11 protein-coding genes are annotated in these 23,561 nt (G+C 45.8%); 4 read left to right on the top strand and 7 right to left on the bottom strand.

All coding sequences use genetic code 11. The features are described from left to right. Nucleotides 1-619: 619 nt before the first annotated feature. From QT992_RS15425 to QT992_RS15410, 4 genes are all read right to left on the bottom strand, one after another. A complete protein-coding gene (locus tag QT992_RS15425; RefSeq protein ID WP_333337277.1) occupies nt 620-1,006 on the bottom strand; it encodes a response regulator in 387 nt (128 codons plus the stop codon). Between the two features lie 283 nt (nt 1,007-1,289). Further along, entirely contained in the window at nt 1,290-4,760 is a 3,471-nt protein-coding gene (locus QT992_RS15420; protein WP_333337275.1) for a PAS domain S-box protein, read from the bottom strand. Between the two features lie 269 nt (nt 4,761-5,029). Next, nucleotides 5,030-6,952 carry a response regulator gene (locus QT992_RS15415; protein ID WP_333337273.1) on the bottom strand — a complete coding sequence of 641 codons (1,923 nt, stop codon included), beginning with the start codon at nt 6,950-6,952 and terminating at the stop codon, nt 5,030-5,032. A 202-nt stretch (nt 6,953-7,154) separates the two neighbouring features. Continuing rightward, nucleotides 7,155-8,441 (bottom strand): chemotaxis protein, encoded by a 1,287-nt coding sequence (locus QT992_RS15410; protein ID WP_333337271.1) that lies wholly within the window; start codon nt 8,439-8,441, stop codon nt 7,155-7,157. A gap of 631 nt (nt 8,442-9,072) precedes the next feature. Here QT992_RS15410 and QT992_RS15405 point away from each other — a divergent pair. Continuing rightward, on the top strand, nt 9,073-11,622 hold the full coding sequence (locus QT992_RS15405; RefSeq protein WP_333337269.1) for an ATP-binding protein: 2,550 nt from the start codon (nt 9,073-9,075) through the stop codon (nt 11,620-11,622). 285 nt (nt 11,623-11,907) lie between these two features. After that, a complete protein-coding gene (locus tag QT992_RS15400) occupies nt 11,908-12,585 on the top strand; it encodes an N-acetylmannosamine-6-phosphate 2-epimerase (RefSeq protein WP_333319952.1) in 678 nt (225 codons plus the stop codon). Between the two features lie 480 nt (nt 12,586-13,065). On the opposite strand, the gene QT992_RS15395 is transcribed toward QT992_RS15400, so the two are convergent. After that, the gene (locus tag QT992_RS15395; protein WP_333295443.1) at nt 13,066-13,425 is read right to left on the bottom strand and encodes a phage holin family protein; all 360 of its coding nucleotides are present in this window, start codon (nt 13,423-13,425) and stop codon (nt 13,066-13,068) included. A gap of 224 nt (nt 13,426-13,649) precedes the next feature. On the opposite strand from QT992_RS15395, the gene mrdA reads away from it, so the two are divergent. Continuing rightward, on the top strand, nt 13,650-15,464 hold the full coding sequence (mrdA, locus tag QT992_RS15390; RefSeq protein ID WP_333337267.1) for a penicillin-binding protein 2: 1,815 nt from the start codon (nt 13,650-13,652) through the stop codon (nt 15,462-15,464). Between the two features lie 459 nt (nt 15,465-15,923). Here the strand turns inward: mrdA and QT992_RS15385 are convergent, their stop codons facing one another. Next, nucleotides 15,924-16,424 carry a pentapeptide repeat-containing protein gene (locus QT992_RS15385; protein WP_333206658.1) on the bottom strand — a complete coding sequence of 167 codons (501 nt, stop codon included), beginning with the start codon at nt 16,422-16,424 and terminating at the stop codon, nt 15,924-15,926. Between the two features lie 371 nt (nt 16,425-16,795). Here QT992_RS15385 and QT992_RS15380 point away from each other — a divergent pair, with 371 nt between their 5' ends. Then, nucleotides 16,796-17,728: a pentapeptide repeat-containing protein gene (locus QT992_RS15380; protein ID WP_333377280.1), complete on the top strand. Its 933-nt coding sequence runs from the start codon at nt 16,796-16,798 to the stop codon at nt 17,726-17,728. 149 nt (nt 17,729-17,877) lie between these two features. Here the strand turns inward: QT992_RS15380 and QT992_RS15375 are convergent, their stop codons facing one another. Beyond that, the gene (locus tag QT992_RS15375; protein ID WP_333342832.1) at nt 17,878-23,475 is read right to left on the bottom strand and encodes a DNA/RNA non-specific endonuclease; all 5,598 of its coding nucleotides are present in this window, start codon (nt 23,473-23,475) and stop codon (nt 17,878-17,880) included. Nucleotides 23,476-23,561 lie beyond the last annotated feature (86 nt).

Here is a 23,561-nt window from a genome sequence, read left to right as displayed (position 1 = left end):
GGTTTTTTACCAAAAAACTTCGCTGCATCTGTGAGATCGGATTAAAAAAAACCGTTCTTGAGGCCAATCTGTGTAACTTCTGCAGGAGTTATTCTGCCTGTAAATATGGTATTAGCCGATCGGCTTTGCGGGTAACAAAAAACCCCGACTCCCTGAGATCATCTCTAGAACTTCTAGGGAATCAGAGTTTAAATTAACCAATCACCGATCCATCTCAAAGCTAAATCAAAAAAATGAGGAAATTATGAAAATAGCCGGAAAAACTAGAACTTTCCTGGACGCATAAACCCGGTTTAATAACATAAGTGCGTGATTTTTGCAAGAATCAAAGGAATGAGAAAAAGGATTTTCGATCGTCATCCGGCTTTAATGCCCCCTTGATTCTTCCGTCGGCCTGGGCCGACTTTGTTTGTCTATAGCAACCCTAAATCATTCGCCTAATTATTGTAGGGGCAATCCGACCCCTACTCCCCGTGGTTGCCCCGATAGATAGGGGGTAGGCACGGGGAGTAGGGGTAGCACTACCCCTACAAATTTACATGAATGATTTAGGATTACTATAGTAGCGGTTTCAACTGCCGAGTTTGATATCCTATGTGCGATCGCATTTTACCCGAGTTTAAAGCAACGGTTCCCAACCCAGAATTTCCGCCACTTGCTGTGCCAAACTCAAAGGATCGAAAGGCTTGGCAATCACCCCCCCTACCCCCAAATCAGCAAATTCGCTCAAATCCATCGCCTGCACCTTAGCCGTCAGGAAAATCACTGGAATCCCGCGAGTAGCCGCATTGTTTTGCAGCAAACCAAACAGAGTAAGTCCGTCCATATCCGGCATCATCACATCTAACAGAATAGCGTCAGGGAGGTGAGTTTCTGCTAAAAGCAATCCTTGACTGCCGTCGGGCGCGCTTAGTACAATCCAGCCACCTAAATGTTCCAGACAGGCCTGAATCACGCTGCAGAGGTTTTTTTCATCATCGATTACCAGAATGCGCTTTGCTGACATAATTAAAACTCAAATTTTAAATTAATCATGGTAAACCAAAAAAGGACTTACGCACGCTGCCTCCTCAACCGGGTTTGTTGAAAGATATAGCAAAAGGAAGAAGCAATAAAATTAAGAGTTTCAGCACTTAAGAACGTCCTAATCGTCGGGTGCGGTTGATATATTTTGCCGCTCACCTACTTAAACCGAGAACAGAAAAATCGATATATAGCCCTTGCAAACTCATTCTCCCCGCGTGCGTTGCGAGGAACGTTAGCTTTCGCGATGTCTTATGAAAGCAATCTCAAAACTCCAAACTTTTTCCCCCTTCGCCTTCCAACGGTGCGGGCACTGTGAAATAGAAACTGCTTCCTTCTGAGACAACACTTTCGACCCAAATTCTGCCGCCGTGCTGCTGTACTATGCTGCGACAGATAGCCAAACCCAAACCCGTACCTCCTTTTTGGCGGGAGTCAGAAGCATCCACCTGTTGAAACCGTCCAAAGATAGTTTCTAGTTTATCTGCAGGAATCCCCCGCCCTCGATCTTTGACTTCAAATAAAACCCGTGAAGCGTAGCTATCCCGTAGGGAATCGCCCAAATCTTCAACCCTGACAGTTACTGTACTCCCTGGAGCGGAGAATTTAATCGCATTGCTCAACAAATTTACCAGCAGTTGAACAATTCTGTCCGGGTCAGCCCAAATTTTTGCTGTTTGGGGCAAAATCGACAAATCAATGTTATTTTCAGCAGCCAAAGAAAGTACAGATTCTGCAGACTTCCGCATCAAAACCTGGGCCTCGCACCACTGCTTGACGAGGATAACTTGGCTCGATTCGAGCCGTTCTAAGTCGAGAATATCGTTGACCAAACGCACTAACCGTTCGGTATCGCTCGAAGCGATTTCTAACATCTGTTTGGCAGTTTCCGGTTTATTTTTCAGTACCCCAGCCGCCAGCAAACCTAAAGAACCGCGAATGGAGGCAAGCGGAGTTCTCAGTTCGTGGCTGACAATCGAAATAAACTCATTTTTCATTTTTTCAATTGCCCGACTTTCTGTGATATCTGTGACTGTGCCGACGTGACCAATTAGTTGAGCTCTGTCAGAAAAAATCGGAGCTGTTTTAAGCCGACCAAACCGGATGGTTCCGTCTCGCTGGATGTGGCGGAATTCGCAGGAGAATTCCCCATCTAGCGATTGCGATTGGGGCCACTTAGACAGAATTAGTTTGAGGTCTTCGCGGTGAACAAACCGCATCCAGCCGTTTCCTAAAGCTGCTGCCGGTGTGAAGCCACCAATTGCTTGACAGCGAGGATTTGTATAGGTACATTTCCCCTCAGTATCGATTTTGAAAATGCCCACGGGGGAACTCTCGCTCAAAGAGCGAAATAAAGCTTCGCTTTCCCGGAGTTCTGCTTGAGAAGTTTCTAGTTCTCTGGTGCGCTGCAAAACTCGCATTTCTAACCGTTCGTTGAGCTGTTGGAGGGCGGCTTCAGCAAGTTTGCGATCGCTAATATCGCGGTGTACTGATACCCAATGGGTAAACCCACCATTTTCGTCAGCTATCGGCACAATGCTCATTTCTACCCAAAATTCCGTCCCGTCTTTGCGGTAATTGATCGAATCAACCCGCACCGGCTGCCAGGTTTTCAAAGCTGTCCGAACTCGATGGAGACTGGCGCGGTCTGTTTTTTCTCCTTGGAAGATACGCGGCGTTTTGCCCACAACTTCTTCTAGGGTATAGCCGGTCATCCGCGTGAAAGCTGGGTTGACATAAAGAATTCGCGGGCCCGGTTCCTCAATCGGTTCAGCTTCGGTAATTAACACGGCGTCGTTAGTGGTGGTGACTACTGATTCCAACAGGCGCAACTGTAATTCTCTAGCTTTGCGATCGGTAATTTCTGTAACTGTCCCCACCATCCGCACTGCATCGCCGGCTTCGTTGTAAAAAAACTTACCTTTCCCCTCCATCCAGTGAATGCTGCCGTCGGGCCAAACCACGCGCTTTTCGTGACAGTAATCTCCTCGGTGGGCGATCGCCTGATTGATAGCATTCTCCATACTTTTTAAATCTTCTGGGTGAACGCAAGCTGCAAAACTTTGATAAGTTCCGGCAAAAGTGCCCGGGATCAACCCAAACAACTCTTCGTGTTCCCTCGACCAAACTAGGCGATTTTTCTGCACGTCCCAGTCCCAAAATCCAATTTTGGTAGCCGACAAAGCTAAGCTGAGTTGCTGATTGGTTTTCCGCAACTCAATGCTAGTAATAGCAACTCGAAGTTCTCGGGCTATTTCGATTTCGCACGGCTGCCAAGGCAAAGATTTTGACCTCACAGTTTCTTGCCACAACTCAAAGGAAATGCGAGGAGACATCAATCGGCTGCCATCCGGTTTAAGTTCAATTTGCCCCTCTGGTGGACCTGCCCAGTTGACAGTTTGAAGTGCTTCGGGACGGAACCACAAAATGTAATAATTTTGCATCTCGGACATGGCAAGTACCAGCAAACCGCTAGCAAATTCTTGAAAATTCTCTGCGGGCGGATACAGTTTTGAGAGAGAATCTGTATAAAAAACCTCATTATTTATTTGACTTTTTATCCAAGCAATTAAGTTTTCTATTTCTACCAATTCCGGGGTTTGCCCGATGGTTGTTAAATTTTCATTTGCACACACAACTCCACCGGTAGCACCCACTAAGGCCAGCAATTCATCTCGGTATGTTAGTAAACCTTCTACAAAGCAGTTTTTTTGATAAATTTCCCTGATAAATTTTTGGCAAAGTGCTTTTAAATAAATTGCATATTCCCGGTCTTCGCTATCTTTTTTGTAGCTGAGTTCTAGATTTACAAACTTGGCTAGCAGTTCGCAAGCAGTTCTTGTTTCGTAGTTGACATACTTTCGTGTTGGATGGTGACAGGCAATCAATCCCCAGAGTTTTTTATCTTTGATTAATGTCAGGGTCATGCTAGCGGCAACGTTCATATTTGTGAGATATTGAACGTGGCAAGGAGAAACGGTTCTCAACAAAGAACCGCCCATATCTAAAGGGCGACCCGTCAGCGGATTGCAGTGAGGAATTAGTTCTACAGGCTGACAGTTAATATCGGGAATAAACCGAATTAAATTCATGTTGAAGAGGTTTCTTGCTTGGGGGGGAATATCGGTAGCCGGATAGTGCAGTCCCAATAAAGGAGCCAAACTTTCTACTTTGTCTTCGGCGACAACTTCCCCCGCCCCGGTGGCATCAAATTGATAGACGATCGCTCGATCGAAACCGATGATCCTCCGCACTTCTTCAACTGCTGTCTGACACAGCACTTGCAGGTTTGGTGTTTTGTGGATTTTGTCGATCGGCTCTTGGACTAAATTATAACAATTGAAACAATCGCTCGTTTTTGGGGAAACAACCGACTCTAGTTCAACAATTAATGCTGAATTTGATTGATGCAGCGTCCCCTCAAAAAAAGACTTGCGGTCTTGACTTTTGAATGATAATCTGATCGCGTTACGTTGTTGGTCGTTTTCAAATAAAGCTTTTTCAATAGCCTCAATTTCCTCAGTCTCGACAAATTCCTCTAAAAATTGATCCAAAAGTTGTTCGGGGTAAAGGCCCATCGCCTCAAAAGTATTGTTGCTAACTTGCAAAATTTTCAACGCCGGAGATTCCAGCACCAAAAGGATGCCATGAGGTTGAATGGAACCGGGGGCGTAAATTAGTTCGCAGTCGCTGTTATTGAGAGTGCCTGTGTCTGAGGGCAATACCATTGCTTTCATCTGATTAATACTTCTGTAAATTAGCCTGTGTTCTCGATCGGCGGGCTAGCATCAATCAACAGCACCGCGTCGCAATCCCACAATCTAACAATCCCCAGTCTTGGCTAAGGCTTCCTGATTTGTTTCGGACACGCACTGCATATTTGCTCCTAGTTATCCCATTAAAAAAAAGAATACAAGTGTAGGTACGCGATCGAAACCCATATCTCATCAGTCATTCCCACTTCTTCAATTCTTTAATTCTTTAATTTTTTAAATCTAAAATGGGATTAGCGCTGTGCCTGAGCCAGTCTGTTTCTCAGTTGAGTCCGCTCCAAACGATTCAGGAGGCGAGCAATCAATTCCGGTTTCACGATCGGCTTGTTCACGTAGTCGTCAGCACCTGCGACAAACATTTGGCGCACTATTTCCGATTCGGAATGAGCTGTCAAAAATAGCACGGGGAGCTTGCTCCAGCGCAAATCGTTGCGAACTGCCAAACACAGCTCGATACCGCTGTAACCGGGCATCTCCACATCTAAAATTAGCAAATCGGGACAAGTCGTTTCGAGTACCTCCCAGAACTTTTCGGGATCGTCCAATGTTGTTACTTGAAATCCCCAAGGTTTTAGAATCACTTGCAGTGCAGCCAATAGATGCACGTCATCGTCTACCACCATAACTTTAGCTTCAGCAGGGCCCGTCTGGTCGATTAGTTGGGCGACTGCTTTGAGTATATCTGCTGGGGGCATAGATTTGTGTAAAAAGCCCGAAGCTCCCAAACGAGCAACTTCTATTCGATCGCTCAATTGATTGTGCCCGCTAAAAACCATCACCGGAATTTCGGGTTTTTCACTGCGGAGTTCGGCTAGGAGAGAAAGTCCGTTTTCCTGAACTCTGGAAAATGTCAAATCCAGCAAAATCGCGTCGGGAGGCTGTTGAGAAATCGCATTTCTTGCCGCTTGTGGAGAGTTGGCAACTTCTATCTGGAAGCCGGAACCGGATGCTACTGTTTTGAGTTGATCGCTCCCAAAATTATCATCCTCAACAATCAGCATTCGGCGCTTTTGGGAAACCGCAGGAACCAAATCGCCTTCTGGTTCGGGCGACGGGCGATCGAATATCTGTTTGATCTGATGCAGAAATCCCTCAATCTGCTGAGCAGTCCCCGGTTTCAAGATGTTTTGGGCATTGAACAAATGTTCTATCTGGCGCGCGACTTCCGAACCTTTCGGCAGCCCTAACGTGCCCAAAGAACCGACTAATTTGTGAGCTTGAGCCTGGGCTTCCTCGCGCAGTTCGCCCTCCAAGCTTCCGTTTTTGAGTTGAGCGAGCGCGCGATCGAATATCGCCACCTTTTCTATAAAATTAGCTTTTAAATTTTCCCGCATTTGGGCAATCGCATTCAAGACTTTGAGACGGCGGTCGTCTTTGTTTAATTCCTGGCTCGACCCGCTGGATTCAGGAGATAAAGTCTCTTGAGTCTTAGCAGTTTCTGCCGTTTCCTGCCCAACTTGTTGGCTCTCAATCTCCTCCGGCAGACTTTTGAGCCGATAGCCCAATCCGTACACGGTTTCCACTAAATCTACTGTCATCCCGGCTGCTTTCAGCTTCTGCCGCAGCCCCTTGATGTGAGCGGTAACGGCTTCTTCTTGAGGAAATTCGCCGCTCGACCAAATGCGATCGAGGATGGCGCTGCGACTGAAAATGCGCCGAGGATTTCTCATGAAAAGTTCTAGCAAATTGTACTCTTTCGGAGTCAAGTGCAGCACTTTTTCGGCATAAGTTACTTCCGTAGTGTCCGGGTTGACTTGCAGTTTTTCCCATGTTAAATTTGTACTCGACAAAGTTGCCTTACCCCGGCGCAGCAAAGCCCGAATTCGAGCGATTAATTCTTCGAGATTAAAGGGTTTGACCACATAATCGTCTGCACCCGCCTCTAAACCTTGGACTCGATCGTTGCTGCTATCTAGCGCTGTCAGCAGTAAAATCGGCATTTGGCAGCCGGACGATCGCAATTTTCGACACAAACTAATGCCGTCGAGTTTAGGAATCAGCACATCCAAAACAATCAGGTCGTAATCGTATGCCTGCACCAAATGCAACGCTGTTTCACCGTCTGCTGCTGCATTTACATTGTAATTGTGAGAGTTCAGCGCTTGAGTCAGCAAACTGACTGTAAATGTGTCATCTTCTACCAGCAGGATTTTCATAAACGTCACCTGTCCTTCCAACTATTATTGGAACTTTTTATCGGTTTTTGGGGCTCATTAAACAGCCTTTTTACAACTGAATTTAAAAAGTCCCCACCTTCAGTATAACAAATAGTATTCTGGAAAGAGTATAATAGTCAATTATTATTTTTAGTTTATTTGTTGTCCTCTCGAAATATTTCATTAGATTCGGGCTGGGATTTTAGGGCTTTTTGGACTTCAGCGCCTGCTGAATCTTTTGAATCAGATATTGCGAGGAATCTTGATGTTTAACTAAGTCTTCCAACTCGGAAACCGCTACTTCGGCGTGTTCTATCTCTTTAACTAAAGAATCAGCGGTAACACTTTTTATGTCTCCCAAAGGTTCTTGGATAGGGGTCAATGAATGGAAATTTTTTTCCGCTATTAATTCTTCCAACTCTAGCAGGGCCATTTCTGCGCGATCGATCTTGATCGTCACGGATTTAGCGACATTAGCACCCGCTCTTGCTGCCTCCGTGAGTTCGTGAACTCGAAGTTTAAACCGGCTGGCAATTTGCTCCATTTGAGTCCCCAATTCAAAAGTTTTACTTGCCAGTCTGCCAATTTCTAGACTCACTTTGCTCAGACCGCTGGGCTGACTTCCCATTTGATTGGTAACTACAGCCACCTGTACTGCTAAATGCCTGACTTGTTCGATCGCCTCCCGGATGGTTCGGGAAGTGCGGTTAACCGTTTCTAAATCATTAGCTATTGCTTTGCCCACCCCCAAAATTTTCTCTGTATTGTTGCAAATAGAATTAGCACCTTGAAAAGTAGCTTGAAATGCTTGGCGACCTTCGGAAGAAATCAGTTTCGCAATCCTCACAAATCGCTGATTCATTTGAGCAATTTCTTCAGCTTGTTTGACCAGTGCCACTTGCTGGGCACTGGGATTCGTATGCAATTTTTCTATTTGACGTTGTTGGATTTTTAAAAGCTCATTACATTCGTGAACCTTAGCCTGTTCTTGTTGAAGTAGCGCCAAATACTTGGGTCTTTCTACTCGGTATTTTTGAATAACTTTGTTAGCTTGCGCTAAAAGTTTTGACTGGGCAATCACCAGAGTATGAACGTCCACAAGGTGGTGGCTTTGGTCTTCCCTTACCACAATAATCGGTTCATAAATCAAGTCTTTGTGCCTGTGGAAAGACGCTTGGACGGCATCCTCAACTTTCCAGTTTTCCGAAAGTAGCAAAGGCGGAATTCTAATAAAATCTAACAAGGCTCGAATCGGGTGTGACCCGTAAAGTTCTAGGCGATCGGGAAAACTCATTTGCTCTCGAAATTTGACGCGAGAAATCATGCCCAATACCTGTGATTCATGAGTAATAATGACTCCTGGCAGGTCGGGTTCTTGCTCAAATCTTTCAGCCACTACCTGTCCTGGAGTTGCAGCGCTCACTTGGAAGTCGTGACACGGCAGATGTCCGATCGTGAAATCGGGGGTGAGTTGAGTTGGATTGCTCATTTACCCGGATAGTGTTAAGTACAAGTTAACAAATTATATATTAATATTATACTGGAATAAGATTGTTGAAAGTAGTCAACGACCCAGCACGGAAGTGACTGGGCTTCGGGCCTAAAACTTCATTTTCAGTTGAGCAGCCTGACACCTTTGATGTCTAGGTTTTTTGAGTAATGACACCAAGCGGATGCGTAGCTAGTCCCCTGTTCTGTCGTTAAGGGTTAAACATTTTTATTTGGGTTAAGGACGTACCATTAGCCGAATCAGCTCAGAAAACAAAGGCGCGTGCTAACTTCACCCCAGCAATGGGAGTGGAATTGCTTAGTTTCCATCAACAACCCGGTTCACAAACACGACCAGAAGCGATCGATTATACAGCCGTATCCCTTCCCCCCGTTTCCTCCTACCGCTTTCGCGCTCGTAAAGCGCTGGAGCGCGGGCCACTCGCCCAGAAGAAAGAGGACAACTATAGGGACAAATTAGCTCTCTGGCTCCGGGGCCTTCTATTACCTACTTTCTGAGTACTGTCATCTCAAGTCTGTTGGATCGATCGCGCCTGCTGTGCCCCAGGTTCCGTCCTCACAACAGGGACATTCATATTTTGTTCTTTAAAACAACCGGGAAAATATCTAGATTGAAACCAAAAACCTTAAATCGGACTTTGCCACTAGCAAGCTTTGAGGCTGCTTACCAGTTGTTACAGCAAATGGCTGAAATTCCAGGGGCGATTTGGCTGACTGACGATGCGATCGCTGATTCTCAAAATCGGGAAAATTCGTCGGAAAGGTTTGCAGCAGTAGTATCAGAGCATTTTAGCGCCCTGCTGCGGGGCAATCTATTAGATGAGTTCGCAACAAACGGACACAAGCACAGCGAAAACAATCTCCATTCGCAATTGAATGTGCAGTTGACTTTCGACCCCGGGGCGATCGCCAATTTCCTGTCTCCCCTCGCAGACAAACTCGCAGAAATAACGGCCGCACCTTCGTGGCAAATTGACAGTCGCGCCCTCAAACAAGCAATTAAAAATATACAGCCCAACTCTGCCGTTATTCAAAGCGAATTCACCCTAAATTTGCTGGATATTCTCGCGGCCAATGCCAGCCCAAATAATCGCCTGCCCCTACACAGCTCAACAGAAATAGAGGGAAAATCGGCCCCCAAAGTTATAGATCCAGAAACGCTACAGAGCCAGATTGCCGAAGCCGTCAATCAATTACAAATTGCCACTCCCTGCATTTCATTTTGTCAGCCAGTAGAAGATGCTTTGCAGCAACAGCTTGAACAAGAGCGACTTTTGAATCAGGTGACAACTCAAATCCGCCAGAGTTTGGAATTGCCTGTAATTTTGTCAAAAGCAGTCGAGCAAGTGCGAGAGTTTTTGGAGGTCGATCGCCTGTTAATTTATCAATTTGAAAAAGTGCCAGCGCCGCACAATGGCGAGTTAGCTAAAGAAATACCTGCGGCGGTTTCTGGGTCTGGCGAAATCCCAGAAAATTCCGGGTCTTACTTGTATTTAGGTCGCGTTACCTACGAAGCTTTAGCCAACGATGCTATCTCGTCTGTACTAAATTTTAGTGAAGACGCGCAGTGTTTTACCCAGGGAGTCATTGACGGAGAGAAATATCGCAAAGGTTTGGCTTTGTGCGTCGCGGATGTGGAAACAACTTACTCTTCACAGCCTTGTTTTTTAGAGTTGATGCGGCGGGCGAAGGTGCGGGCAAAGTTGCTAGTGCCGATCGTAGTTCAAGACGACTTGTGGGGGCTGCTAATTGCCCACCAGTGTACTTTTCGCGAGTGGGAAGAAAGCAAAAAAACATTTTTGCGACAAATAGCAGAACATTTGGCGATCGCCATTTACCAAGCCGAACTTTATGCACAAGTCCAGCAGCAAAAGCGCACCTCAGAACAGCGCGTAATAGAGCGCACGCGAGAACTGCGCGATGCACTGGTTGCCGCCCAGTCTGCCAGCCTCGCCAAGAGCGAATTTTTGGCAGCTATGAGCCACGAATTGCGGACTCCTCTCACTTGCGTCATCGGCATTTCCGACACGCTGCTGCGGTGGTCTTACGGCAAAGTTGGCAGTAAAGAAGTGCCAGTGCAAAAGCAGCGGCAGTACCTGCAAACTATCCGAGACAGCGGCGACCACTTATTAGAATTAATCAACGATATTTTAGATTTATCGCAAGTAGAAGCGGGAAAAGCAGTATTAAAAATTAGTGAATTTTCACTGTCTAAATTAGCTTCTCAGAGCCTGCACGCCCTCAAAGAAAAAGCTGCGGCTAAAGGCGTGGAACTGCTGCAAGAACAGCGGATAAAACAAGAGTGCGATCGCTTCATCGCTGACCCGCGCCGCTTGAGACAAATTCTCTTCAATCTTTTAGGAAATGCGATTAAATTTACTCCCGAAGGCGGGCAAGTCATCCTGCGAGTTTGGGTGACAGAAGATAAAAATCGAACGCCTGCAGTGCGGCAGCCCGGTACTGCACCTGCTGGCAGTACCGCTGTTTTTCAAATCAAAGATACCGGCATTGGAATTCCCGAAAATCAGCGATCGCTTTTGTTTCAAAAATTCCAGCAGTTGGATTCCCCCTACCGCCGCGAATACGGCGGCACCGGTCTGGGATTGGCTTTAACTAAACAGTTAGTAGAGCTTCACGGCGGCGCGATAGAAGTTAACTCTACAGTTGATGTCGGCTCTACTTTTACCGTTTTTATACCCATCCAAACTCAAAGCAAAGATGAATCCACAAAATTTAAATATGAAAAATCGAATTCATCTTTACCGCTGCATTCTTCCTCCTTGCGGGGCAGCCTCGTGCTCGTCGAAGAAGATGAAGAAACTGCCATGCTGATTTGCGATATCCTGACAGTCGCAGGAATGCAAGTGGTGTGGATGATTGAAGGTTCGGCGGCGGTGGAACAAATTGAACTTTTGCAGCCCAATGCTGCGATCGTCGCTATGCGTTTGCCCGGTATGAATGGCTGCGAAATAATTCACCAACTGCGCGAAAAACCCGCTACTGAAAATATCAAGATTCTAGCTTTAAGCGCTAATGAAATTCCCGCAGATCAGATATCTTTCGTGACGGCGGGAGCTAACGATTGTTTGGCTAAACCGATTCATCCTGAGCAATTGCTGGACAAAATTATTTCTTTAATGGCTGGGATTGGTAATGGGTAATACAATTTTAGATTTGAGATTTTAGATTTGAGATTGGGGAATGACCACGAATTTCAAAGGTGGTACCCGCCACGTGATTTATCCGTGCAATCAATCCAAAATCGAAAATAGAAAATCCTCAAGAAAGAGCATTTATCCGTGGGGTAAATCTCAAATCTCAAATCTCAAATCTCAAATGGATTGACTCATTGGATATGGGTTGGGATATGGTCTACAGTTACATTCTTTTTTTGAACTGGTATAATTTGTAATTCCCAATTACCAATTCCCCATCCGCAATTCCCCATGATTAATTGTCACATTCCTACAGGATTAATTGTTTCTTGTCAAGCACCTGCTGATTCGCCGCTGCACGATCCGATCGTAATTGCGGCAATGGCTCGAACCGCCATCAATCGAGGTGCATCGGGCGTGCGGATTGACACTCCGGCTCACATTGCGGCGGTGCGAAAACAGATATCCGCTCCCATAATTGGGATTTGGAAGCAGCAATTGCCGGGATGCGAGATTTACATTACTCCTCGGTTTGAAGACGCGCGGGCGATCGCCGCTTCTGGAGCCGATATTATCGCCGTTGATGCTACTCTGAGAAACCGTCCTGCTGGCGGCGAAGACTTAAAGACCTTAATCGCCAAAATTCACAGCGAATTGGGCAAATTAGTGATGGCGGATGTAGATACAATAGAAGCTGCGATCGCCGCAACTGAAGCGGGTGCAGATACTGTAGCAACTACTCTTTTTGGCTATACTGCCCAGACGCAAAATTTCTCGCCGCCGGGATTTGATTTGCTTGCGGAAATGGTAGAAAAGCTTAAGGTTCCCGTTATCTGCGAAGGCGGGATATCGGGGCCGGAAATGGCTAAAAAAGCCTTGGATTTAGGAGCGGCGGCTGTTGTTGTGGGGACAGATATTACTGGGATTGATATTAAGGTGACAGCCTATAAGTCGCTGATGGGGAAGTAAGTTCGGCAACGGATTGTTTAACGGATGTAACGGATGTAACGGATGTAACGGATTGAAGGAAGTTCGGCAACGGATTGTTTAACGGATGTAACGGATGTAACGGATGCAACTTATATCTTGCACCATTCTCAATTAGCTTTTTAGGAACAGGCTCTCCGGCCTGTTCCACAAGAAAATATACTCTTTGTGGAACGGGCCGGAGAGCCCGTTCTTGAGAAGGGTGCAAGATGTGAGATGTAACGGATTGAAGGAAGTTCGGCAACGGATTGTTTAACGGATGTAACGGATGTAACCGATTGAAGGAAGTTCGGCAACGGATTGTTTAACGGATTGTTTAACGGATGTAACGGATGTAACGGATTGAAGGAAGAAGGGGGAAGAAATATTCGGCGAGAGAAATCGCTTGTAGGCACACGAAACGCGCAAGGTAAGCGTGGGAAATATCGGGCGATTTCAATCGCCCTTGATCAGGGGAAGTTGCTAAATGAGTGCGCCGTTGATAAAGCTGCTAACTACAGCCAAGGCGATCGCCCCCAGTACCGCGCTCCAAATGCCCATCCGCAAACTAAATCCTTCAACTAGCTTCGCAGCCGAGGCAAAAACAATCACGTTCATTACAAAAGCAAACGCGCCAGAAAGCAATCCCAGCGTCAGCAAGTTCGGCACGAAAAAAACTGCTTTCAGAATTGGCAAAATTAAAACATTCAACATTCCCAAAACCGCAGCGGAAATTACTGCTTTCGGTGTGCTGTCAATTTCTACGCCGATCGGGAGTTGAGAAATTAGCAGCAAGCTGCTGCCCGTCACCAGCCAAGCAATCAAAAAATCGATCGGTTCCACAGCGCCCCTACCTCCTTAACAGTTGAATTGTCAGAAAAACCTGATATTTAACATACATCTTATATACCTTAATTAAACAATCCGGCTGATTCGTCTGCCAATCGACAGAATTTATGTCTGTTACTAAAGAGTTAGAAGTTATAATCCCTGTAATCATCTGCCCAATCATCCGGATGGGGCCCGTATCAACCTGTTAGTTGAATAAAAAGAGCAGATTAATTAATATGGCTGGCGATTTTTCTTTTAACTCTAAAGTCCGATTCGACAAAAATGGCTTGGACAATGCTTCACGGCAACGCAGCCGATCGCTCCAAGTTATGATTTTTATGCTGATCGTCACTACCTTGATGGCGCTACCAATATTTCGTCTAGCCGAACTGCAACTGGTACAGGGAGCCTACAACCGACAGCGGGCGGAAAATAACCGCATTCGCCCTGTTTCAGTCCCAGCGACTCGCGGTCAAATTTTAGACCGCAACGGCAAGATTTTTGCGGCCAGCCGCGTATCTCGATCGGTCTATGTGTGGCCAAAAGAGCGATCGGCCAAGGAGTGGCAAGAGATCGCCGCTACCCTGGGCCCGATCGTCAAACTGCCCGCGGCCGAAATTGTCAAAAAAATCGATGCCGCTGGCTACAGATCGGCCCTGCCAGTGCGAATTAGTAAGGATATCGATGTAGGTACTTTCGTCGCGTTGGGAGAACAAGCTAATACTTTGCGGGGAGTGGAAATTCGCGTAGAATCGAGCCGAGACAATCCCCACCAGCAATTAGCAGCTCACCTTTTGGGGTACGTCGGCGAAGCTAGTTTAGAGCAATTAAAAGCTAATCCTGCATATCCGATGGGGATGCTCGTGGGTCAAATGGGAGTTGAAAAATTAGCCAATTCAACTTTAGAGGGCGTTTGGGGAAACCGTTTAATCGAGGTAAATGCTAAGGGCGAAGAAATCCAAGATTTAGGTGTCAAAGACCCTATTCCCGGCAAACCGGTGCAGCTAACTTTAGATTTAGATATGCAGAAAACTGCGGAAAAAGCTTTGGGCGATCGCCTGGGTGCAGTTGTGGCGATCGACGTAAAAACCGGAGCTCTTTTAACAATGGCTAGTTGGCCGACATTTGACCCCAATATTTTCACCCGCAAGGTGACTCAAACAGAATGGGAGCGGCTGCAAGGGCCAGAAAAACCGTTTTTAAATCGAGCCGTTCAAGGTTATCCAGTCGGTAGCACTTTTAAAATTGTCACTGCTATAGCGGCGATGGAGTCGGGCAAGTTTTCTCCTGACTCTACTGTGGCTACTTCTTCTTCAATTACGATCGGCGGAATTTCTTTTAACGAACACAGCGGCGGTTACGGCGTTATCGGTTTCCGCGATGCTTTAGCCTACAGCAGCAATACGTTTTTCTATCAAGTAGGCATGGCTGCCGGCCCTGAAGAAATGGCGAAAGCAGCTAAAAAAATGGGCATTGGCGGTACTATTAATTTAGACCTTTTGGGGTTGGAATCCGCCAATCACGGTCAAGTTCCGATACCAGCAGAGAAACAGAAAATGTATGGGGAAGATTGGTACGTTGGGGATACGGTAACAATGTCGATCGGTCAAGGTTTGGTACTTTGTACTCCCTTAGAATTGGCTGTGATGGTGTCCACTGTTGCTAATGGCGGTTATCGAGTTCAGCCGCATTTATTGGCTTCTCAAACCAACACTCCTATTACCAAAAAAGTTCCCACAGGTATTAAGCCTGCAACTTTGAATGTTGTTCGCGAGGGATTGATTGACGTGGTGAAAAAAGGTACTGGCAAACGCATGAATGATGGTACTATTCCTTTAAGTGCTGGTAAGACTGGGACGGTGGAAATGCCCGGTCATCCTGACAATTCTATGTTTGTGGGTTTTGCTCCTGCTGACAAACCGGAAGTTGCGATCGCAGTTATAGTTGAAGGCGGCGGATTTGGTTCTGTATCGGCGGCACCAATTGCTCAAGAGGTATTCCGAACCTATTTTCAAAAGCAGGGTTTTAAACCTACTAATAAGCCTCTCTAGTCATTCGTTAATAGTTGACTGTTGGCTGTTGACTGTTCTCAGTTTGTCCCATACTTCGATCGCACTATCCTGGATATTTGGGAAAAGTGCGATCGATCAAAAGTTTTCCCCTACCAATCGTCTCACTTCCAAAGTCGATAAATTTATCATTTGTGCCACCTGTTCCAGACTCATTCCAGAATTTAAGAGTTGAGTTACGAGCGATCGTAAAGCTGACTCCGCTGCCAGTCGTCCCAGGTTTTCTTCCTTGTAAGTCTTCAAAGGGGTAAAAGGCGGTAAAAGGGCGATCGGCTAATATTGCTCTTTAGTAAATGCAGTATTAATGAAGATGAAGATTAGTTCAATTTTATTAAAAGTCAAGAGCCTGGTAGGCCTAGCAAGTTTTCCCGCCTACGTTGGTTGATTTAATAATATAAAGAAAGTTCACTTGGAGCCGCTGTAACAGCGGCTCCAAGTGAATTAATAGACACAAATACCTAGACGTTGGCACCCATCATTCCTCTCACTGCCATCGGGCATAATAGTGTGGCAGAAAATACATTCTTGTTCCAGCCAGTATTCGATGTCTACACCGGAAGCACCGAACAAATTAGAGCGATAGAAGTTGGTCTTCTCCACCAGGGTTTCATCCAACTCGGCACGTACTAAACAAGCATGAGTCAAGTCAGCTCGATCGAGGATCGATTGAGCGAGGGTAGCTCCATCCAAGCGGGTATGTTGCAGGATGGCGTTCTCCAGAGACACTTCAGCCAATTCGGCTCCAATCAGGTAACTTCGAGAGAAGTCAGTTCCAATCATCGAACCCTGCAGAACAGCCCCGGAAAAATTGGCATCGCTCAAGATTGCTCCTTCCAAATATATGAACGCACTAACACGAATCCCAGCAAAGTTTCGCTCGCCAGCAGCATAACGTTCGAGCAATTCGGAGGCACTCATTTCAGTAAATAGCGATCCTTTCATAGGTCGTCTTCTCCTAAATCTCCATTACTCAAGAATAAGGTAAACTATTAGTCCGATGTTGACACTTGATAGGCTCTGGAAAGACACCGGATTCTTGCTTCTGTGGCACTTATCTATACAGAAGTTCCCCTCAACCGCCCATAAAATCAAGGTAGCAGGTGGAGGGTGATATCAAATCCGGTTAAATGCACATAGTTCAGTAGGGGCAAACCCCCCGTGGTTGTTCCCTCGGTACTGTGGTTAATCTTTCCGGGTTTGATATGAGGAATAGTTAAAGGAACTGTAATGTGTTGAATATTTAGATATGTCCCAACCTATTTCATAATAGTTCTGCTAAAATTAACTAATATTTCCTAGGCAGAAAAAGAGTGGTGGACGAAAAAGAGTCAACGAGAATCTACGACCTGCAAGAATTACGGAGACGGTATATAGCTGGAGAGAGAAATTTTTCTGGTTTCGATCTAAAAAATTTTCATCTTTCCGAGTTTTTCCTGGTTGATATCAACCTGAGCGGTGCTAATCTGGAAGACGCTAGTTTGGGGGGGGCTAATTTAATTAATTCTAACTTGAGCCATGCTAACTTAGAAAGAGTATGGCTGAATTCAGCCTTACTGATTAAAGCTAACTTGAGCAATGCCAATCTCAGGAATGCTAAATTGGTTAATGTTGACTTGACTGGTGCCGACTTAACAGGTGCCGACTTGACGGGTGCCGACTTGACGGGTGCTGTGCTGATTGACACTAATTTGACTGATGCCAATTTGACCGATATTAAAACAACAGAGCAGACTATTTTTCATCAAGTGACTATGCCTGACGGCAGGATTCAAAATGATTTAAACAGAACGTTGTCTGCTGAAGAATTGCTCCGGCGCTATGGCGAGGGCGAGCGAAATTTTCAGGATAAAATATTGCATCGTGTAGATTTGAGCGGTGCTGACTTGCGTGATATTGACCTGAGTCGTTCTCGCTTAAGCTATGTCAACTTTAGTTGTGCTTGTTTGGAAAATGTTGGCTTGGGAATGGCTATATTTTCTGATTTCAGAAATGCTCGATTTAGTCGGGATGAAGATTGGTTGGGTGTCTGGTTTTTTTATTGCGATTTGAGAGATGCTAATTTAGCAGGAGTTGACATTAGTTATTCTCAATTCATAGGAAGCAACTTACTGGAAGCACGAGTATGCGGTGGTATACAAGGAGATATATTCTTTTACGAGACTACTTGGACAGATGGAGAATTTATCCAGGGTCCAACGAGTGCTACTTACCACTGGCGTGGTGAGATTAGGGAGGGTGAATTTTAAATTTGAAGAAGTAGTCGCAGGCTTTACATCTATTTCAAAAAACAGGACTTACGCAGAGCATTGAGGAAACTGTTGTAATGTGTTGAACATTTAGGTATCTCCCTAACCTATTTCATCATAGTTCTGCGTAAATCCCGATCAAGTCGGACTTAGGGAGGTGGTGGAAACGAGAAATCGCTCTGTTGTTTAATTCGATTGCGAACATCTTCAGGAAGATTTGACAAAAAGTTAAAAACCGTGTCAGAACCCTGAGTATTCAGAAGATTTTCAAGCTGATTAATAGAAATCTTCCAGGTATTTGGTCTTCGCCATTGTTCGGCACTTGTTATAGGCTCGCGGTTTTCCCCTAAGAGTTGATTAAGTGGATTGGGGACTGCTGGTTTCCCGCTCCAATCCGTGTAAGGTTCTGGTATGTTGGGCGTAATGTACGTGTAACTGCCAAGAACATCTTGTACCCCAAGACTTGATTGATTGGAAACTAAGATTGTTTTCCAAGTCCACCCAGGAATGCGAATTCCGTTAGCTTCTAAATTTGTAGGATTTGTATTTCCCTGATTTGGCGCTTCCGTAAGTAATTCACGTGCTCTAGTTTTTGGCTGGATTGACCAATTCTGTTGTTTAGTATCAAAAACACCAGCAGTAATATCAAGTTTTTTGTTGTAATCAAAGATTAGCTGCTCAACTAATTTTGATTCAATTCTAGACCATGCAGGTGAAATGTCTGGGTCGAACCTACCTCTGTTCTTGCGAAACAGCCGGTTGTTGTCGAGCGCTTGCGGGATTAAGTTTGTGCTTAGGTAGGTAGCCTGAGCATCTTTCTCATTTCTGTTTCTATCTTGGTTAGGGATAAGATGACCTCTATCCAAACCCGTTCCTGTATACATTATCCCATCAATTCTAGGCCAGCTCGGAACTTGAGGACTACCAGGCAAGCCTGGATCGGTTAGGAATGGAGTATTTGTTCTTCCCTCAACTCGATTTCTCCAAGACCTGTCAACTTTCCAACTTACCCAGTTAGGAAGCCCAGTAACGGCATTATAAGATGAGGAATACTGAGGTTTTTCAAGCAACAAATTGGTTTGATATGAATTTTGCTCCGGGGCTTTAATATCCCATCTTGCTTCAGTTGGATTTCCCAATCTCAGGTGGTCGCTCTTAAAGAAGACATCATCTATGAAAACATGGTCTCCTCCTTCTAATTCAAACTTCAAAGTAGCTGGTTGCCCTCGGTAAAGCTGTGTCACTTCATCAGGAGTTTGCAAATTAAGCTGGAAAGTTTCAAAACCTTTTCGACCAAATCCAATCTTATTAGCATTACCTAAGTAGATATTAGTCGCCAGAGCGAGATTTGCTGGGGTATTGACATTTTCGGTGGGGGTGAAAGGGAGGTCTTGCAAATTGCTTTTAAGGTCTATTGTGGTTTTTGCGATCTCTGTACCTGTTGTCGTTTCCAACGTGACCTTCAGGTTTCCTTTTTTGACAGGAGCATGAACATCAAACCGTAAATTTCCCCAGTCAGGTACAACAAATCGATTGTGAACAATTTCTTTGACTCCGTTGGCTCCTAGTTTAAAGGCATAGTCTATTTCGCTTTTCCCTTTCTTTGACTTTACATCCTCCAAATTTTGAACCAAATCAATATTTGGATTTTGTTGACCATTGTGGAATGACCACCCAGGTAGCGCGTTAGAAATAGTTCTGCGAACCTGGCTCAAATTCCCCCCAAACGGATCGGTAACAGCATCAAAATTGCCATTAAAAAGAGTGGGAACAGCAGCATCGCCGCGCATTCTAGCACTGTAAGTGTTGTCAAAACTTAGCGGCACTCGCGGCTGCGTTTCTGGCCGCAAACGTTCACCGCCACCATTTATAGAATAAAACCATCCAGTCCCAATCCCTTCCCAAGGAGCCTCAGCGCTACCTTGGACAAAGTTTGCGTCTGTATGATTTGGGGTGTACCAAGGATTGACACGGTTGGGATTAGTATCGTAGAAGTCGGCATCGAACAACACCTCGTAAGCTCCATCGCTGCGGCGGCGGTAAACTGGATCTTTGAGCCAATCCACCGCATAGCTGGGTTGCGACTCCGTTAAACCCAGATTCGCACTGCCGGAGTACCAATTGAGAACTCGTCCGTGAGTAGCGCCCAAACCGCCCCCAATTATTGGAATAGCATCGGTTTGTCGGGTGAAGCCAGCCCGACTTTCAGCATAGCTCGTTTCCCCAGAATGAGTTCCTAGAAATTCGACTACATCGGGGACACCGAGGAGATTGCCATCTTCATCTTTCGGGAACTGAAGTCCGGGTTGATTGCTAGTATCTTCTGGTGGCAGAAGGTTAGGAATATTTCGACCGTTGGGAGTAAACGACCCCAAACTCGGCTCGGCTGTAGTTTGGTAGTAATTATCGGCAAATGTAATGCCTTCCCAAGTTTGCACCTTTGGCTCGTAGAAGTTTCTAAACCCTCCAATCCCCACCAGCGAAAGACTCTCCTGATCGAAGTCGTGGGGGTCGATTGTCGTGACTTGAAAATCGCGGCCGAATTGATTTGTTCCGCCTGCATTGGGGAATGCTGTCAGCAAGCGCTGCACAATTTCACTATTAACAACTGTTCCGCGACTGAAGCCAATAAAGTGCATGGGAGAGTCGAACAAGTCACCCTGGTCTCGAATCAGTTTCCCTTCGCTGTCGTAAAAGCGCGGCTTCCCTTGAGAATCGAGTTCTCCAATGGTTCCGCCCAAAGCTTGGTCTAACTGCACTAGCGAGGCGTAGAAAGCATCTGCTGCACCTTCTGTAAAACCAGAATCAGGCACGCTTGATTCGTTGTTTTGAGCCCAATCAGGCAGAAGCACTAAAGATTTGTCGCTGTAATTGTCAGATATGTAAGTAGCTAATTGTTGGAGGTAATTCGTTGTGGTTTCTGGATTTTGACCTGCGGGGAAGTCTGGCATGACTACGCCATATTTATCGACAGGAACCCAGAAACCTGTGCCCTTATCGTAACGAAGAATCAAACCCCCACCCCCTGCATCCGTGATGTTGTTTGCGATGTCAAAAAAGTTAGGGGGAATTACTGCTTCGGCAACTATCGGAGGTGTAAAACCGTGAGTGAGAACAGTGACGCTTCTGAAGGGAGAAAGAGCGCTTTCTAGCTGTGTATTAAATTGCCCAAAATCAATATTTCGCTCTCCCTCAGTGTTTATTGCTTCGACAGCCCAATAATAGGTTTGACCTGCTGTGAGAGTCCGGTCTGGATCGAGGGTAAAATTGTTGTTATCTCCAAACCTGTCACCTCCATTCCAAACCCAGCCACCAGAAGGCTTCCAAGTTGCTGTGAGAATGCGGTTCGGATTAAAGTCATCAAACTCTTGCCACGGAGAACTCAAAAATTGTCTTTTTTCCTCTTGAGTTAAGCCGGAATTGGGCAGCGCTTCAGATAAATTGACAACTTGGTCCCAAGGCAACAGACCCTCACCTTCTGGGAAGGTGCTGACAAACAAATTAACTTCGCGTACATCAGAATCAGGAATGCTGAAATCCCAATCAAAAGTAGGAGTCAAGTCATTTGTATTCTCTCCAGGCCCTTTCAAATCCAGCCAATCCAGCGGTGTCGCCGCCAAACCGCGAGGGTTAGTCACAGAAACGGGAGCTTTCTTACTTCCCGGCGGCACGCCGTAAGTATATTGGTTGTTCGCATCGGTCAAAATCTGAAAATCAGCAGCAATACTAACCGCTGGATTAATATTGTCAATTGGAATCGCCGACAAGTCAGCAACCGTAGCATTTCGTGCCGTAGCGCTGTCAAACAACGGCAGCCCAACACCGCGACCTTTGGCATCTACTTGGAATTGACCGGGGTTGGTCAATGTTTTGACAAATTCCTCCACATCAAAAACATAAACTTTGCCGCCAGCACCGCTTAAATTTGGATAGGAAGCGTAAAGAAACTTGCTATCACTTGACAGCGCTAAGTCTGTAGCGAATCCATCTGGAATTGGTCTAGTTCCCGCCATTAATTGCGGATTTGTTAGCGGGTCTTTGATAATGCCGATGTTGCTGCCGGCCCGCGGGTCTCCATCTACGCTGGGTAGTTCTTGACCGAAGAATTTCGTGTCGGAATTGCGGCCGACCACAAAGGCATAACTGGCATCCGGCAGTACCGTTACCGCGACTCCCTCATTCACATCAAAGTAATCGCTCGCAAAACCCAGCCCTAAACTTGCATATCGGGTGGTAGCAGCAAAACTCACCGGGTCATTATTAGTAATGTCCAATACCCCAAATCCGTTGCTATCTTTGCCGCTGTTCGTAAAGGTCATGGCTAAGGGATTGACGGTGCTTGCTATTCCTTCTACTCCTTCATCGGCTGTGATACTTCCGATTAATTGATTCCACTTTTTGGGGTTCTGACTGGGGTCGCTGGGTCGGTCTTTGGGGTCGATATTAACAGCGTAAATTTTGCTGTTCGAGCCGTTTGGTGCAGTAACAAACAGCTTTTTGCCGTCGCTGCTAATAGCTATTTGTCGCAAACCGCTTGGGGCTGTACCGACTGGGATGGTTTGGGTAACTTGGTGATAGGTTGAGGAAAACGGGTTGATATCGAGAACGTAGATGGAGTTGCTGCCGATTTTTCCGTCTGCGATGTAAGCGTATTGGTCGCGGGGGTCTATGACTATGGATCGAGGTTCTGCACCGCTGGGCAAATTTATCGGGTTAATACCAGCGGTATTCGGCTGAGTGTCTACCTGTTGCCTGGTCATCGGATCGACTAAAGCAATGCGCCCAGAACGATCCATCGCTACATAAGCACGGCTACCGTCACTGGTGAGTGTTAGTTCTCGCGGTCGATCGAGTATATCATCCGTGCCTACAGAAACGCTGGCAATCGACAAGTCGCTGCTATTAGTAGCTGTGACGACTGATTCGGGATTTGCACCGTTAATAATTGCGATTTTATCTGTTGTCCACTGCGCGCCAAAGATGTATTCTGTATTGTTTTCTATTCGGTAAGGACTGCTATCGTATTTAACTTCTTTGGCTGGTTCTGAGGGATTTGGGCTAACTTTTTCGTTTTGCTTGCGGCTGATGACGATGCGGGATTCACCTAACGGTAAGGTGTTGGGAACTTGAACGGCGATTTCAAATTGATTGTTTTCCAATTTGCGACTTTTGTCTGTCAAAACTGTTCCTTCGTAAGCTTGTCTGCCTACGAAAAATTTAACGGTTAAGTCGCTGAATCTGCTGCCTAACGGGTCGCTCAAGTTATCTACTAATACATTAGTACCCGTGATGAAGAGAACGGGTTGATTGTTGGGAAAAGATTGATTGTTGCTGTCTGTAAACTTAAGTTCGGCACTTTGGATAATGGGAGGTGCTTTGGGATTAGAAGCTGTTGGTGCGACTTGGGATGCGCGTCTTTCGCCGATTAAAGCATCTTTGTCTGAGTAGTCGAGATCCCTTTCACCTATAAGTTCCCCAGTCAGAGCATCCAGTGCGCTATTTTTTGCGGGGGGGGTAAAATCTGTGTTGGGGAAGCTCTGACTCAAACTGAGGGAGTTGGAAAAGCTGGCGATGTCTTCAGCGCTATTGTTGTCAGCGGCCCGAAGTGGAGGGAGTGTTTGTTCTGAGATGTTGCTGGCGTAAGCTTGACTATTGAGTAAGTTTTTGGTATCAATCTCGAATTCTGGGGCGAGGAAATTCTGAAACGGATCTTGAGAGTTAAAAGGTGAATCTTTAACAAGTTTCATGTTTAATTTCCGTAGATGCGAGTGAGCTGTTTGCTTGTGATAGTTTCAAACTAACTAATTGATGCGCTTCACCCTTCATTCAAGAA

This window comes from Microcoleus sp. T3_D1 (assembly GCF_036700405.1).
Classification (GTDB): Bacteria; Cyanobacteriota; Cyanobacteriia; order Cyanobacteriales; family Microcoleaceae; genus Microcoleus.
Note: the sequence above shows the minus strand (reverse complement) of the source record. Positions and strands in the feature narration are given on the sequence as shown.